Below are 13,789 nucleotides of genomic sequence, written 5' to 3'. Positions count from 1 at the left end.
GTGTGCGGCTCCTTGCAGTGAATGAGGAGGTGCGTCGCGTTGCGGCTCCCACACGTGGGTGGTGGGGGGAGTCGCGCGGGCACGGGGTCTCCGGGGCCGCGGCCGGCAGCGGTGCTGAGGCCACCCCGGACAGCAGAGTGCGGACCGCGCTGTCCGACTCCACCAGGATAGGTGTCCATGTCGTCGGCATGGCTGGCGGCCCGTTCGGGTTTTCCCCACCCGGTCGGTCGTCGCGCTCTCGTGCGGCGGGTCTCCGCGCTGCCATACTTACGTAACCGTAGGTTACGGATCCGTAGTCAGGCTGTCCGTCGTACTCCTCATCCCCACGGGATTTCGCATGAACACCAGCCCCGCTGTGATCGACGACGCGGAGTCGTCGTCGGCCAATGGTCAGGTCCTTCCGTCCGCCACGCTGGGCGGGGACAGCAAAGGGCCGATCGAGCAGATCGCGCTTGTGCTGTTCATCGTGGTGCCGTTCCTGGCGCTGGCGGTGGCGGTGCCGTTGGCCTGGGGCCGGGGGGTGAGCCGGCTCGATCTTGGTCTGCTGGTGGTGATGTACTTCATCGGCTGCCACGGCGTCACGATCGGTTTCCATCGTTATTTCACGCATGGTTCGTTCAAGGCGAGGCGTCCGTTGCGCATCGCGCTGGCGGTGGCGGGTTCGCTGGCGGTGGAGGGGCCGCTGGTGCGGTGGGTGGCGGATCACCGCAGGCATCACCGTTTCTCGGACGCGGAGGGCGATCCGCATTCGCCGTGGCGGTACGGCGAGACGCTGCCGGCCCTGTTGAAGGGGCTGTGGTGGGCGCACATCGGCTGGATGTTCGATGAGGAGCAGACGCCGCAGCGGACGTACGCCCCCGATCTGCTCAAGGATCCGGCGATCTGCGGGGTCTCCCGCCATTTCGTGACGCTCACGGCCGTGTCGCTGGCGGTTCCGCCGCTGGTGGGGGGTCTGGTGACGATGTCGTGGTGGGGTGCGGCGACCGCTTTCTTCTGGGGCTCGCTCGTGCGGGTGGCCCTGCTGCACCATGTCACGTGGTCGATCAACTCGATCTGTCACGCGGTCGGCAAGCGCCCGTTCAGGTCCCGTGACCGTTCGGGGAACGTGTGGTGGCTGGCGGTGCTGTCGTGCGGCGAGTCGTGGCACAACCTGCACCACGCGGACCCGACGTGCGCGCGGCACGGTGTGGGGCGGGGGCAGATCGATTCGAGTGCCCGGCTGATCCGCTGGTTCGAGAAGCTGGGGTGGGCGTACGACGTGCGCTGGCCGGACCGGGCCCGGATCGCGTCGCGGCGTGTCGACTCCCGGCGTATCGACTCCCGCCGCGCCCCCGCGCGCGGCGACGCGGCATGATTGACGGTGTGGCGACCGACTCCAGCACCAGCAGCGAGAACACCCGTCCTACGTCGACCCGGCGGGCCCGTCGGGTCAGGATGACCGGCAAGGAGCGCCGCGAGCAACTGTTGGACATCGGTCGCACCCTGTTCGCCGACAAGGGTTACGAGGGCACCTCCGTGGAGGAGATCGCGGCTCGCGCGGGTGTCTCGAAGCCGGTGGTGTACGAGCACTTCGGCGGCAAGGAGGGGCTGTACGCGGTGGTGGTCGACCGCGAGATGCGCCGGCTCCTCGACATGGTGACCGGTGCGCTGACGGCGGGGCACCCGCGTGAGCTGCTGGAGCAGGCGGCGTTCGCGCTGCTCGACTACATCGAGCGGTACACGGACGGTTTCCGCATCCTGGTCCGTGACTCCCCGGTCGCCCAGTCGACGGGCACGTTCGCGTCCCTGATCAGTGACATCGCCACTCAGGTGGAGGACATCCTGGGCCTGGAGTTCAAGGCCCGCGGTTTCGATCCGAAGCTGGCCCCGCTGTACGCGCAGGCGCTGGTCGGCATGGTGGCCCTGACCGGCCAGTGGTGGGTGAACGCCCGCAAGCCGAAGAAGGCGGAGGTCGCGGCCCATCTGGTGAACCTGGCCTGGCACGGTCTGGAGAACCTGGAGTCGCGGCCTCGGCTGGTAGGGCACCGCAAGAGCTGACACCGGGCACGGTCGCCGGGCGTGGTCTTCTGGTGCGCCGCGGCCGTTCGTCAGTCGCGACGCACCAGGCTCTCCCTCTTTTCGTGAGTCCGCAGCGGCGTTTCCACGCCAAGATGATCGACTTCTGGTGAACGGGCTGCGCGGCACGGTGCCGGGCAGTCTGAAAGTCGAACGCGAGATGACGGTGGTCCTCGATGCCCGCAACGGCCCCGAGCCCGATGTCTCCGTCGTCCGCTCACCGGTCGCTGGCTGCCGTCGGTTCCAGGAATTCCAGCCGGTTGCCCACCGGGTCGTGGCTGAAGAAGCGCCGGTGTCCGGGCAGCTCGTCGTCCCAGCTCACCTCCGCGCCGTGCGCCTCCAGCCGGGCCGCGTACGCGTCGATGTCCGTGACGCGCAGGCCGGGGTGGGCCTTCCTCGCCGGGCGGAAGTCCTGTTCGATGCCGATGTGGAGCTGGACCGCTCCCGTCTGGAACCAGCAGCCGCCGCGGGCGGCGAGGGCCGGGGGCTTGGGGGTCTCGGTCATGCCGAGGGCGTCCGCGTAGTACGCGCGCAGCGTGTCCTCGGATCCTGCGGGGGCGGCCAGCTGGACGTGGTCGAGGGCGGCGATCATCGCTTCTCCTCGGTGGTTTCCGTAGGGGTTTGGGGGCGGGTTGCGTTGCGTGTGTCCGTTCGGGGCTTTTCACTGGTCGCTTTGTGGGCCACGGCGAAGACGCGGCGGAACGGGAGCACCGTGCCGTGCGGGCCCGCCGGGTAGGCGGTGCGCAGCAGGTCGCGGTAGGCGGTGAGGAACGCCTCGCGGGCCTGGGGGTCGTCGGCGAGGGCGGTGAGGACGGGGCGCAGGCCGGTGCCTTTCACCCAGTCGAGCACCGGGTCCTCGCCCGGCAGCAGGTGCAGGTAGGTGGTCTCCCAGACGTCGGCCGTGATGCCGGGGGCGGTCAGGGCGTCGAGGTAGGCGGCCGGGGTGAGCACCGCGTCGGTGTGGCGCAGTACGCCGTCGAGGCGGGCGCGCCAGCGCGGGGAGTCGGCGAGTTCCCGCATGAGGACGTGGGTGGGCTGGTCGAAGTTGCCGGGGACCTGGAAGGCGAGCGTACCGCCGGGGGTGAGGGCGTCCAGCCAGACGGGGAAGCGGGCGGTGTGGCCGGGGACCCACTGGAGGAGGGCGTTGGAGACGATCAGGTCGTACGGCTCGGTGGGGGTCCAGGTCGCCGCGTCGGCCTCGGCGAAGTCCAGGAGGGGGCCGGTGTGGGCGCGGGCCCGTTCCAGCATCTGCGGGGAGTTGTCGTAGCCGGTGACCCGGGCCCCGGGCCAGCGGTCGGCGAGGAGGATGGTGACGTTCCCGGCGCCGCAGCCGAGGTCGGCGATGCGGAGTGCGGGGGCTGCAGGGGGGTCGGGGACGCGAGCCAGGAGGTCGCGGAAGGGGCGGGTGCGGTGGTCCGCGTGGCGCAGGTACTGCTGCGGATCCCAGACGGGTGCGGTCATGGGACCAGCATCACGCCGGATTTAGTTCGATGTCAAGATACTTGACTTCGAGACGCTTGAACTCAAGAGACTTCATGTCGACAGATCCTCTACACTGAGCGGCATGGAGGACGAGGTCGACCGATTGGTCGCTGCATGGCGCCGCGAGCGCCCCGACCTCGACGTGGAACCGCTTGAGGTGTTGAGTCGCGTCTCCCGGCTGGCCCGCCATCTCGACCGGGCCCGCCGCATCGCGTTCTCCGAGCACGGCCTGGAGCCGTGGGAGTTCGACGTACTGACGTCCCTGCGCCGCGCGGGCGCTCCTTATCAGCTCTCCCCCGGCCAGTTGCTCACCCAGACCCTGGTCACCTCGGGCACGATGACCAACCGCATCGACCGGCTGGCCAAGAAGAACCTCGTGGAGCGGCTGCCGGACCCGAACGACCGCCGGGGGGTGCTGGTCCGGCTCACCACCGAGGGGCGCGACAAGGCGGATCAGTCGCTGGCCGGGCTGCTCGCTCAGGAACGCGCCATCCTGGCCAGGCTCTCCACTCGCGAGCGCGGTGAACTGGCCGGTCTGCTACGTCAGTTGACCGCCCCGTTCGACAACATTCCCGGATAGCACGTTCCCGTACGGGGTGTTCTGGGACGGGACGGGGTCGGCCGGTTCCAGGTCGACCGGTCCGATGCCTGCCCGTCGTGCCAGCGCGACCGCGGCCAGGGTGGAGTGCACGCCCAGCTTTCCCAGGGCGTTCTGCATGTGGGTGCGCACCGTGTGCGGCGAGAGGAAGAGGCGCTCCGCGACCGCCTTGCGGCCCAGTCCCGCCACCATGCAGCGCAACACCTCGCGCTCGCGCGGGGTCAGCGACTCGACGAGCCGCTCGCTCTCGGTGCGGTGTCTGCGGGCCGCGGTCAGTTCCCGCAAAACTCCGGTCAGCAGGGCCGGGGGCAGGTGCGTCTCGTCGCGCAGCACGCCTCGCACGACCGTGAGCAGCCGTTGCAGCGAGCAGTCCTTGGCGACCCAACCGGAGGCCCCGGCCTGGAGCGCCAGGGCGGCCCGGTGCGGGTCGTCCTTCTCGGCGAGCACCACCGTGCGCACGGAGGGCCGGGCGGAGTGGACACCCGCGACCAGCGAGATCCCGTCCACCGGCGCGTTCTCCCCGGCGCGCGGCTCCGGTACGGGCGCGGGTGTGCGGCGGCCGCCCGCCGCGGCCAGGGCGCCCAGTTCGGCGTCGATCAGCATCACGTCGTAGTCGCGCCCCTCGGCGGCCGCCCGTTCCAGGCAGCGCAGCGCGGCCGGGCCGCTGCCCGCCGCCGACACCTCCACGTCGGGCTCGGCCGCCAGCGCGGCCGCGAGCGATTCGGCGAAAATACGGTGGTCGTCCACCACGAGAACCCGGATACGGGCCACAGGCACCCCCATGCTGCCTCTGCTGCCGGGACGCCCCGGCCCACCGAAGACGGGGACGCAACGGCGCGGGTACGGCCACCCGGATCGGGGAGTTGGACCGCAGTCCCACGGCCGCCGCCGCGTTGCCGACTGCCACCCGCCCCGGGCGCCGTACCCGACTGTCTCGTACCCCTGAAACGGCACCGGCCCCCACCGGTGCTGTGCATCAGGGTACGGCGGGGCGACCGGCGCGGAGGGCGATTCCCGGAACTGACCGGCACCGGTCGGTCGGTGGCCGATGCCGGTCGGTCCGTGGGCGGTGCCGGTCGGTCCGTGGGCGGTTCGTGATCCGTATGCGGGCCGTACGTGGACGGGCTCAGGCGAGGCGGCGGGCGCCCACGGAGGGCACCGCAGGGAAGATCCTCGGCTCCGTGTGTCCCGCCGCGGCGAACGCCGCCGTCACGGCCTCGGCGACCCTGTCCGCCGATGTCTCGTCCACCAGGACGATCGCCGAGCCGCCGAAGCCGCCGCCGGTCATCCGCGCGCCGAGTGCCCCGGCCACGCCCGCCGCCGACACCACCAGGTCCAGCTCCGGGCAGGAGACCCGCAGATCGTCGCGGAGCGAGGCGTGTCCCGCGTCGAGGACCGGGCCCGCCGCGCGCACGTCGCCCGCGTCGAGCAGCGCGATGACCTGTTCCACACGGTGGTTGTCGCTCACCACATGGCGTACGCAGCGCACCACCGACTCGTCCACGCCCGCACCGGCCAGGGTCTCCAGGGCCACCCCGAGGCCCTCGTAGGGCAGCTCGCGCAGTGTGCGCAGGCCGAGCGCGGCGGCCCCTGTCTCGCAGGCGGCCCGCCGCTCGGCGTACGCGCCGTCGCCCAGCGCGTGCTTGACCCGGGTGTCGACGACCAGCAGCCGCAGCCCGTGCGCGGCCAGGTCGAAGGGGACCTGGCGCTGGGTGAGGTCGCGGGTGTCGAGGTACAGGGCGTGACCGTCGGTGCAGCAGGCGGAGGCCATCTGGTCCATGATCCCGCACGGCACGCCGACGAAGGCGTTCTCGGCGCGCTGCCCGAGAAGCGCCAGCTCGGGTGCCGAGAGCCCGAACCCGAAGAGGTCGTTCAGGGCGAACGCGGTGACGACCTCCAGGGCGGCGGAGGAGGAGAGCCCGGCGCCGGTGGGCACGGTGGAGGTGAGGTGGATGTCCGCCCCGGTGACCGGGTGGCCGGCCTCGCGCAGCGCCCAGACGACTCCGGCCGGGTACGCGGCCCAGCCATGCCCCTGGTGCGGGGCCAGTTCGTCGACCCTCAGGCTCACGACACCGCCCGGCACGTCGGCCGAGTGGAGCCGCAGTTCGCTGTCGGAGCGGCGGGCCACAGCGGCGCGCGCGGTGTGCGGCAGGGCGAGCGGCATGACGAAACCGTCGTTGAAGTCGGTGTACTCGCCTATCAGGTTGACCCGGCCGGGCGCCGCCCAGACCCCCTCGGGGGCGCGCCCGTACAGCTCGGTGAAGGCGTCGGCCGGATCGGCCGGGTTCTCCGGGGGGCGGGCGGGTACGGGCGCCGGGGCGGTGGCGGCGGTGCTGGTCGACTCGTCGTGCGCGGTCACGGGGCGGTGGGTTCCTCTCGGCGGGCGAACGTCCAGGCGTCGGCGACGATCCCGGCCAGGTCGGCGCGCGACGGCGTCCAGCCGAGCCGTTCCCTGGCGGTGGCGGCGGAGGCGACCAGCACGGCGGGGTCACCGGCGCGGCGCGGAGCCACGGTCTCGGGGACCGGGTGGCCGGTGACCTCGCGGACGGTCTCGATGACCTCGCGTACCGAGAAGCCGTTGCCGTTGCCGAGGTTGCAGATCAGGTGCTCGCCCGGGGTGGCCGCGTCCAGGGCCAGCAGGTGGGCCTCGGCGAGGTCGGCGACGTGGATGTAGTCGCGGACGCAGGTGCCGTCGGGGGTCGGGTAGTCGTCGCCGTACACGGCGATGGACTCCCGCTGCCCGAGGGCGACTTGGAGGACGAGCGGGATGAGGTGCGTCTCCGGGCTGTGCCGCTCGCCGCAACCGCCGTACGCCCCCGCCACGTTGAAGTAGCGCAGGGAGACCGCCGCCAGTCCGTGCGCGGCCGCCTCGCCGGTGATCATGTGGTCGACGGCGAGCTTCGTGGCGCCGTAGGGGTTGGTGGGCGCGGTCGCGTCGGACTCGGTGAGAGGGGTGGTGGCCGGTTCGCCGTAGGTCGCGGCCGTGGAGGAGAAGACCAGGGTCCGTACCCCGGCGTCCCGCATCGCGGCGAGCAGCGCGAGGGAACCGCCGACGTTGTTCACCCAGTACTTCTCCGGGTCGGTGACGGACTCGCCGACCTGCGAGAAGGCGGCGAAGTGCAGCACTCCGTCGTAGGAGGGATCCAGCCACTTCGCGGCGTCCTGGATCCGGCCCTCGACGAACTCCGCCCCGCCCGGCACGCCCTCCCGGAACCCGGTGGACAGGTCGTCGAGAACGGTGACCGCGTGACCGGCCTCCAGCAGATGCTGGGCGACCACACTGCCGACATATCCCGCGCCGCCCGTCACCAGGTACTTCTTCTGGGGCTTGCTCACTCGCTCGCTACCTCTCGCAGTCGCTGGGCCGCCGCCTCCGGCGGCACATCGTTGATGAACACGTTCATGCCGGATTCGGAACCCGCGAGGAACTTCAGCTTGCCGGAGGTACGTCGGATGGTGAAAAGCTCCAGATGCAGCCCGAAGTCCTCCCTGCCGGGTGCCTCGAACGGAGCCTGGTGCCAGGCCGAGATGTACGGGGTCGGCGGCTCGCCGGGGCCGAAGATCCGGTCGAAGCGCCGCAGGAGTTCCAGGTAGATCCGCGGGAACTCGGCGCGCGCGGCGTCATCCAGCTCACGCAGGTCGAGGACGCGGCGTCGTGGGTAGAGGTGCACCTCGTACGGCCAGTGGGCGGCGTACGGCACGAAGGCGATCCAGTGCTCACCGGTGATGACGATCCGCGAGCCGTCGGCCTCTTCGCGGGCCACCACGTCGTCGAAGAGGTTGCGGCCGGCCGCGGCGCGGTGGGCGGCCGCCGAGCGGAGCATCAGTTCGGTGCGGGGGGTGACGAACGGATACCCGTAGATCTGCCCGTGCGGATGGCCGAGCGTGACGCCGATCTCGGCGCCCCGGTTCTCGAAGCAGAACACCTGCCTGACCTGCGGAAGCCGGGCGAGTTCGGCGGTGCGGTCGGTCCAGGCCGCAAGGACCAGGGCGGCCTGCTCCTCGGTGAGGTCGGCGAACGACGCGTCGTGGTCGGAGGTGAAGCAGACGACCTCGCAGCGGCCCGACTCACCGGCGAGCGAGGGGAAGCGGTTCTCGAACACGGCAACGTCGTAGTCCGCCTCGGGGATCTCGCTGCGGCGGCCGTCCCGCGAGGGGCAGAGCGGGCACTCGTCGGCCGGCGGGTGGTAGATGCGGCCCTGCCGGTGCGAGGCGATGGCGACGCTGTCGCCGAGGAGCGGATCCCGGCGGATCTCGGACGAGGTCGACACGGCGCCGAGGGGTCGCCGGTCGACGGCGTCGCGCACGACGTCGTCGTGGCTGTCGTAGTAGAGCAGTTCCCGGCCGTCGGCGAGCTTCGTGACCGTCTTCTTCACCAGACTCCTCCAAACACAATCAAACACAATGAATCACAAGTCAACATGTGCGTCAATGGCGGCACAGGAATGACGCCGCTGGAGGAAACGCGGAACCGGAGGGCCGAGGCAAGGGGGCGTGAAGGGGGTGGCGCGTGAAGGAGATGGGGCGTGAAGGAGATGGGGCGTGAAGGGGTGGGGACGGGACACGGGGTGCGGGGGCGCCGGGGCGCGGGATGCGGAAGCGTGCTCGGCCGAGGGCGCTCGACCGGGTGCGGTGCGTACGTCAGTCGGTTTCCGGCCGTCTCTGCCTCGGGGCCCGGCCGGCCCGGTCCAGCAGCCCCGTGCGGGCCGCGAGTGCCGCGGCCTCCAGCCGGGAGCCGACGCCCAGCTTCATCAGCACCCGCTGCACATGCGTGCGCGCGGTGCTGGACGCGATGCGCATCCCCTCCGCGATCAGCCGGGTGTCCTCGCCCTCGGCGACCCGTACCAGCACCTCGACCTCACGCGGGGTGAGCGTCCGGAGCAGTCGCTGCCCCTCGTCGTCCGGCGCGGCGGCCGGGTCGAGCAGTTCGGCGAAGGCGCATTGCAGCAGTTGCGGCGCCACCGCGGCCTCTCCGGCACGCGCCTTCGTCATCGCGCGCTCGACGCCCTCCATCCGCTCGTCGTGGCGGACGTACCCGGCGGCGCCCGACGCGAACGCCGCCGCGATCCCGCGCGGGCTGGGCACCGGGCCGAGTACCACCACGGCCACCTGCGGGCGTTCCCGCCGGATGCGTACGACCGGGTCGAAGACACCGGGTGCGGCGGGTGCCGCGGTGCCGAACAGGCAGACCTCGGGCGCCCGGTTGATCACCAGTTCCGCCGCCCCCGCGGTCGGCGCGACCGCCGCGAGCACCCGGTGGCCCCGCAGTTTCAACGCCGAGGCGAGCGCCTCGGCGAGCAGTCGGTGATCGTCGATCACCATGAGCCGCACACCCATCGAGCACACACCCCCGTAGCACTGGCGCCAGACACCCCGGCCCACCATGACCCGGCAAGGTACACGCTCGTCCGGCACCACGGACGCCTTATCGGCCAAAGGGCGGCGATGACCGATCCCGCTGCGCTGGCGACACGTTGACGCCTCGTCATGTCCCGCGGGCGCTGTTACAATCGCCCGCCACCGAGGCCGGGCGCCGGGGCGACCGGGGTGCGTCCGTCCTGGAACGCGTACGGGGGTGGCGCCCGTCGGACGGACACCACCCCCGCGACCCACGCCCGGCGGTTACTCCCGGCCGAAGCCGACGAACAGGCGCCGGTCCGTGTCCAGGGAGCCATGGGGCTTGCTCACGATGGTGCTGGACAGGTACAGACGCCCGTCTTCGTAGAGCATCTCGGAGTAGTCCGGCGTGAAGCTGCCCTCCACGTCACGGATGGGCTTGTCGCTCGGATTCTCCATCAGCAGCGTCTGCTTGAACGTGCCACCGTCGATGGAGACGATCTGGCCGCCCTTGTCGTACGGGGGCAGCTTGTACGCGATGATGTTGCCACCGTCCATGCGGAGCGGGAACATCGTGTACCGGTCGCCCGCGTCCGCCCTCTCGCCGGTCGGCTTGCCGGTGGTGAGGTCGAAGGAGACGATCTCGTTGGTGTCGCCGTACTCGCCGGTGCCCTCGTGGTCCTCGGTCGGCACGTAGATGCGGTTGTTGCCGACGGCCACCTTGCCGCAGGACTCGACCTCGGTGGAGGTGCAGCGTGCGGCGTACTTGTCGCCGTCGACCGCGATCCTGGTGAGCAGCTTGCCGGTGGAGGCGTCGATCGAGAAGAAGTCGGAGATGCCGCTGCCGTCCCCGGCGGTGTCGCCGACGTCGGCCGCGACGACCAGCGGCTTGGTGGAGACGATGCTCGCGTAGTCGACGCCGGGCGGCATCTTGAACGAGGAGATCGGGGCGCCGGTGGTCGGGTTCAGCGCCTGGACGACGAGCTGCGGGTCGTCGTACCGGCCGCAGGAGCGGACCACCGCGAGCGCCTCGCCACCGGCGTACCCGCGGTCGAGGCAGCCGTCCGCGCTGGCCTTCGGCTTCCAGCGCTCGGCACCGGTGTTCAGGTCGAAGGCGGCGCCGCCCTCCGTGCCGCCCGCGGCGACCGTGGTGCCGCTGACCGTGACCTCCGCGAACCTGACCGGGGTGTCACCGCTCGTCTCGGCGGTCACCGACTTGCTCCACATGAGCTTGCCGGTCTTCAGGTCGAGCCCGCCTATCTGGTTGCACGGCGGGTACTTCTTGTCCTTGGTCGGCCTGCTCTCCTCGAAGACGACGGCCGTCCTGTAGTCCGCGGACATGTGCCGGGAGGCGGCGCAGAGCTGGCCCGCCAGCGGGATGGACCACAGTTTGGTGCCCTTGACCCGGTCGTAGCCGACGATCTCGTTCAGACCGGTCTTCACATACGCCTTGTCGGTCAGCCAGGAGCCGTCGAGCTTGGTGACGTCGGTGACCTTCGGCATCGGCATCTGGAAGGCGATCTTGGCCTTGGGGTTGGCCGGTGCCTTCTCCTTGCCGCCGCCCCCGACGGTGCCGCCCGTGCCGTCCCCCTTGCCGCCGGTGCCGCCGCTGGACCGGGACGCCTCTTCCTTCTTGTCGTCGTCACCGCCGCTGGAGCCGTACCAGATACCGCAGACGACGATCAGCACCACGGCGACCGACGCGGCGACGATGATCTGCATCTGGGTGCTGAACTTCTTGCCCCCGCCCCCGTTGCCGTTGCCGCTCTGCTGCGGCGGGTGCTGCATGGGGGTGGCCGGGTAGCCGTAACCCTGCTGCGGCGGCCGACCGGGCGGGAAGCCGTAGCCCTGCTGCGGGGGCTGGCCGGGCGGCAGCCCCTGCGGGTAGCCGTAACCGGACTGGGGCTGGCCGCTCTGCGGGTAGCCGTACCCCGGCTGGGAGGGCTGGCCGGGCGGGTAGCCGTAACCGGGGACCGGCTGCTGCGGCGGGCTCTGCGGGGCGCCGAATCCACCCGGCGGCGGGTCCTGCGGCGCGCCGAAACCGCCGCCCTGCGGCCCGCCCGCGGCCGGTGCGGCATCGGCGGGCTGACCGGCGGCGGGCGTCGGCGTCGGCGTCGGCGTCGGGGCACCGAAACCGCCCTGCGGCGGATCCTGCGGCGCGCCGAAACCGCCCTGCGGCGGATCCTGCGGCGCGCCGAAACCGCCCTGCGGCGGATCCTGCGGCGCGCCGAAACCGCCCTGTGGCGGGTTCTGCGGGGTGCCGGTTCTGCCCTGCTGCGGTTCGTTGGGCGGCTGGGGCGGCTGCGTCATGGCGTACGTACCTCGAGGGGAAGGGAGTCGGTGGGTCGGGGCCGACGGGCGCGGACGCTCCGGTCACCCCGTCGGCCGGTCGTGGTCCACGAGGGCTTCGGGGGCGTCGGAGGTCCGCCCCAAAAGCCCTCGCGGACCGTCAGTTGCCGAAGGCCATCATGGTCTTCGTCTCCAGCTCTTCCTTGTCGTTGCTCGCGCTGACCCGGCCGCTCGCGACGAAGCAACGACCGTCCGCGTAGACGATCTTCGAGTTGTAGAAGGTGCTCTCGATCCGGGACGTCGACGCGGGGTGGCTCAGCAGCATCTTCGGCGTGCCGCCGGTCGGGGCGAGGGTGGCGATGCCGCCGCCCTTGTTGTAACCGGCCTCCACGTAGAGCAGTACGTCGCTGCCCTCCATGCGCAGCGGCTTGACCACACGCTCGGCCGGGGCGTCGGCCTTCCACTTGGTCCTGCCGGTGTTCAGGTCGAACGCCACGACCTTGTTCGTACGGCCGAGGCCGGCGGAGTCCGGCGCGGTCGCCATGTAGAAGGTGTTGTCGTCGGCGGCGACACCGGTGCACCCGTCCAGGGACTTGCCGAAGATGGCGAACCTGCTGCCGCAGTCCGGCGCGAACTTGTCGCCCTTGTCACTGGTGAGCCCGGTGCGAAGCGTGCCGTTCTCCCTGAGGGCGAGGAGGCTCCACTCCTTGTCCTTCTTCAGGGAGACGACCAGCGGGCTCACCGAGAAGACCCGGTCGACCTCCCACCCGCGCTTGGGCTGGTACGTCCACCGGGGCTTTCCGCTGACCGGGTCGATCTCCTGGATCTGGTGCTGCGGGTTGTCGACGTCGTCAGTGCGGCAGTTGGAGGCGGCGATCAGCTTCGGGCCTCCGGCGAAGGCGAACGGCTGGCAGTTGCCCGGCTGCTTGCCGAACAGTTCCGTGCCGTCGCTGACCCGGTAGGCGTTGGAGTTGCCGGTACGGCCGACGGTGACCGTGTCACCGCTGATGGCGAGCGAGATGTCCGACATCAGGTCCCAGATGCCGTTCTTCTTGATCGACTTCTTCCAGCCGGCCTTGCCGGTCTTCAGGTCGATCATCTGGAGGTCCGCGCAGTCGGCCTTGCTGGTGGTGCTGTTCTTGACCCCGATGACCAACTTGCCGTCGGTGGTGGTCTGCGCGGGCGCCGCGCAGAGGTCGGCGGGCAGTTCCACCTTCCACTTCGGCTTGCCGTCGGTCACGGAGTAGCCGGATATGCCGCGGTACATGCCCTTGACGATGGTGTCGCCGACGAGCCAGGGGCCGTAGACGTCCGAGCCGCCCCGCGGCAGGTCGATGTCGTTCTTCAGCAGCCAGAGGACCTTCGCCTCGCCCGGCTTGCGCCCGGCGTTGAGGTCCTCGTCGACGACGCGTCCGTCGCCGCTGCCGTCGCCCTGGTCGACGGAGGGCGATGCGCTCGGTCCGCCGTCGCCGCTCTTCTTCGCGACGGGCTTCTTGTCACCGCCATCCCCGCTCGTGGCGACGTAGACGCCGCCGCCGATCAGCAGGAGCGCGGCGGCAGCGGCCCCGGCGATCAGAGCGGGCTTCCGCTTGGACGCGCCGCCCCCGCCCTGGCCGCCCGGAGCTGGCGCGCCGGGGAACTGCTGCTGCGGGTAACCGTGACCGGGCTGCACCGGCTGACCGTACGGACCGAGCTGGGTCGGCTGGTTGTACGGCCCGGGCTGCTGGTTGTACGGGCCGGGCTGCTGGTTGTACGGCCCGGGCTGGGCCGGCTGGTTGTACGGGCCGGGCTGCTGGGGGTAGCCGTATCCGGGGGCGCCGGGCGCCTGCCCGGGCTGGCCCGGCGCCTGCGCGGGGGCCTGCGGGTAGCCGTATCCGGGCTGCGGGGGCGGCGGGGTTCGCGGGGACGGCGGAGTCTGCGGCGGCCCCTGCGGCGGCAGAGCACTCCCCGGCGACGGCTCCTGCGGGGCGCCGAAGCCTCCCTGCGGCGGTTGCTGGTCGGGCGGCTGGCTCATCAGCACGTCCCCCT

12 protein-coding genes and 1 pseudogene are annotated in these 13,789 nt (G+C 71.4%); 4 read left to right on the top strand and 9 right to left on the bottom strand.

The window, feature by feature from the left end; translation table 11 throughout:
* Window positions 1–337 precede the first annotated feature (337 nt).
* From ACGF2V_RS16780 to ACGF2V_RS16770, 3 genes and pseudogenes are all read left to right on the top strand, one after another.
* Complete coding sequence (locus tag ACGF2V_RS16780; RefSeq protein ID WP_362618218.1) at window positions 338–1,354, top strand: fatty acid desaturase; 1,017 nt, start codon at window positions 338–340, stop codon at window positions 1,352–1,354.
* Window positions 1,351–2,037 carry a TetR/AcrR family transcriptional regulator gene (locus ACGF2V_RS16775; RefSeq protein WP_362618215.1) on the top strand — a complete coding sequence of 229 codons (687 nt, stop codon included), beginning with the start codon at window positions 1,351–1,353 and terminating at the stop codon, window positions 2,035–2,037. Before ACGF2V_RS16780 ends, ACGF2V_RS16775 begins: the two co-directional genes overlap by 4 nt.
* Window positions 2,038–2,114: 77 nt before the next feature.
* Window positions 2,115–2,275 (top strand): annotated as a pseudogene (locus ACGF2V_RS16770) (Uma2 family endonuclease); the annotation flags it as partial.
* On the opposite strand, the gene ACGF2V_RS16765 reads toward ACGF2V_RS16770, so the two are convergent.
* Together ACGF2V_RS16765 and ACGF2V_RS16760 are read right to left on the bottom strand one after the other, a co-directional pair.
* A complete protein-coding gene (locus tag ACGF2V_RS16765) occupies window positions 2,273–2,647 on the bottom strand; it encodes a VOC family protein (RefSeq protein WP_362618211.1) in 375 nt (124 codons plus the stop codon). The pseudogene ACGF2V_RS16770 and the gene ACGF2V_RS16765 sit on opposite strands and share 3 nt — an antisense overlap.
* A complete protein-coding gene (locus tag ACGF2V_RS16760) occupies window positions 2,644–3,516 on the bottom strand; it encodes a trans-aconitate 2-methyltransferase (RefSeq protein ID WP_362706754.1) in 873 nt (290 codons plus the stop codon). The genes ACGF2V_RS16765 and ACGF2V_RS16760 overlap by 4 nt, the downstream gene beginning before the upstream one ends.
* A 103-nt stretch (window positions 3,517–3,619) precedes the next feature.
* On the opposite strand from ACGF2V_RS16760, the gene ACGF2V_RS16755 reads away from it, so the two are divergent.
* A complete protein-coding gene (locus ACGF2V_RS16755; RefSeq protein ID WP_362618205.1) occupies window positions 3,620–4,117 on the top strand; it encodes a MarR family transcriptional regulator in 498 nt (165 codons plus the stop codon).
* Here the strand turns inward: ACGF2V_RS16755 and ACGF2V_RS16750 are convergent.
* From ACGF2V_RS16750 to ACGF2V_RS16720, 7 genes are all read right to left on the bottom strand, one after another.
* On the bottom strand, window positions 4,076–4,918 hold the full coding sequence (locus ACGF2V_RS16750; RefSeq protein WP_362706757.1) for a response regulator transcription factor: 843 nt from the start codon (window positions 4,916–4,918) through the stop codon (window positions 4,076–4,078). The genes ACGF2V_RS16755 and ACGF2V_RS16750 overlap by 42 nt on opposite strands.
* 343 nt (window positions 4,919–5,261) lie before the next feature.
* Window positions 5,262–6,389: a galactokinase gene (gene galK, locus ACGF2V_RS16745; protein ID WP_392912525.1), complete on the bottom strand. Its 1,128-nt coding sequence runs from the start codon at window positions 6,387–6,389 to the stop codon at window positions 5,262–5,264.
* Window positions 6,390–6,490: 101 nt separating this feature from the next.
* Complete coding sequence (gene galE / locus ACGF2V_RS16740) at window positions 6,491–7,471, bottom strand: UDP-glucose 4-epimerase GalE (RefSeq protein WP_362618196.1); 981 nt, start codon at window positions 7,469–7,471, stop codon at window positions 6,491–6,493.
* Entirely contained in the window at window positions 7,468–8,511 is a 1,044-nt protein-coding gene (galT, locus tag ACGF2V_RS16735) for a galactose-1-phosphate uridylyltransferase (protein ID WP_362706763.1), read from the bottom strand. Before galT ends, galE begins: the two co-directional genes overlap by 4 nt.
* 265 nt (window positions 8,512–8,776) lie before the next feature.
* Window positions 8,777–9,472, bottom strand: coding sequence for a LuxR C-terminal-related transcriptional regulator (locus ACGF2V_RS16730; protein ID WP_362618518.1), 696 nt, complete (start codon window positions 9,470–9,472; stop codon window positions 8,777–8,779).
* 285 nt (window positions 9,473–9,757) lie between these two features.
* A complete protein-coding gene (locus ACGF2V_RS16725) occupies window positions 9,758–11,782 on the bottom strand; it encodes a PQQ-binding-like beta-propeller repeat protein (protein WP_362706765.1) in 2,025 nt (674 codons plus the stop codon).
* Between the two features lie 139 nt (window positions 11,783–11,921).
* On the bottom strand, window positions 11,922–13,775 hold the full coding sequence (locus tag ACGF2V_RS16720) for a PQQ-binding-like beta-propeller repeat protein (RefSeq protein WP_362706767.1): 1,854 nt from the start codon (window positions 13,773–13,775) through the stop codon (window positions 11,922–11,924).
* Between the last annotated feature and the right edge of the window lie 14 nt (window positions 13,776–13,789).

This window comes from Streptomyces sp. NPDC047982 (assembly GCF_043204165.1).
In the GTDB taxonomy this organism is placed as follows: Bacteria; Actinomycetota; Actinomycetes; order Streptomycetales; family Streptomycetaceae; genus Streptomyces.
This window is presented reverse-complemented; position numbering and strand designations above follow the sequence as displayed.

Bases quoted from the DNA above. Each gene is read 5' to 3' on its own strand.
- ACGF2V_RS16780 (WP_362618218.1), top strand. From the start codon at position 338: ATGAACACCAGCCCCGCTGTGATCGACGACGCGGAGTCGTCGTCGGCC.
- ACGF2V_RS16775 (WP_362618215.1), top strand. From the start codon at position 1,351: ATGATTGACGGTGTGGCGACCGACTCCAGCACCAGCAGCGAGAACACC.
- ACGF2V_RS16765 (WP_362618211.1), bottom strand. From the start codon at position 2,647: ATGATCGCCGCCCTCGACCACGTCCAGCTGGCCGCCCCCGCAGGATCC.
- ACGF2V_RS16760 (WP_362706754.1), bottom strand. From the start codon at position 3,516: ATGACCGCACCCGTCTGGGATCCGCAGCAGTACCTGCGCCACGCGGAC.
- ACGF2V_RS16755 (WP_362618205.1), top strand. From the start codon at position 3,620: ATGGAGGACGAGGTCGACCGATTGGTCGCTGCATGGCGCCGCGAGCGC.
- ACGF2V_RS16750 (WP_362706757.1), bottom strand. From the start codon at position 4,918: ATGGGGGTGCCTGTGGCCCGTATCCGGGTTCTCGTGGTGGACGACCAC.
- ACGF2V_RS16730 (WP_362618518.1), bottom strand. From the start codon at position 9,472: ATGGGTGTGCGGCTCATGGTGATCGACGATCACCGACTGCTCGCCGAG.
- ACGF2V_RS16725 (WP_362706765.1), bottom strand. From the start codon at position 11,782: ATGACGCAGCCGCCCCAGCCGCCCAACGAACCGCAGCAGGGCAGAACC.
- ACGF2V_RS16720 (WP_362706767.1), bottom strand. From the start codon at position 13,775: ATGAGCCAGCCGCCCGACCAGCAACCGCCGCAGGGAGGCTTCGGCGCC.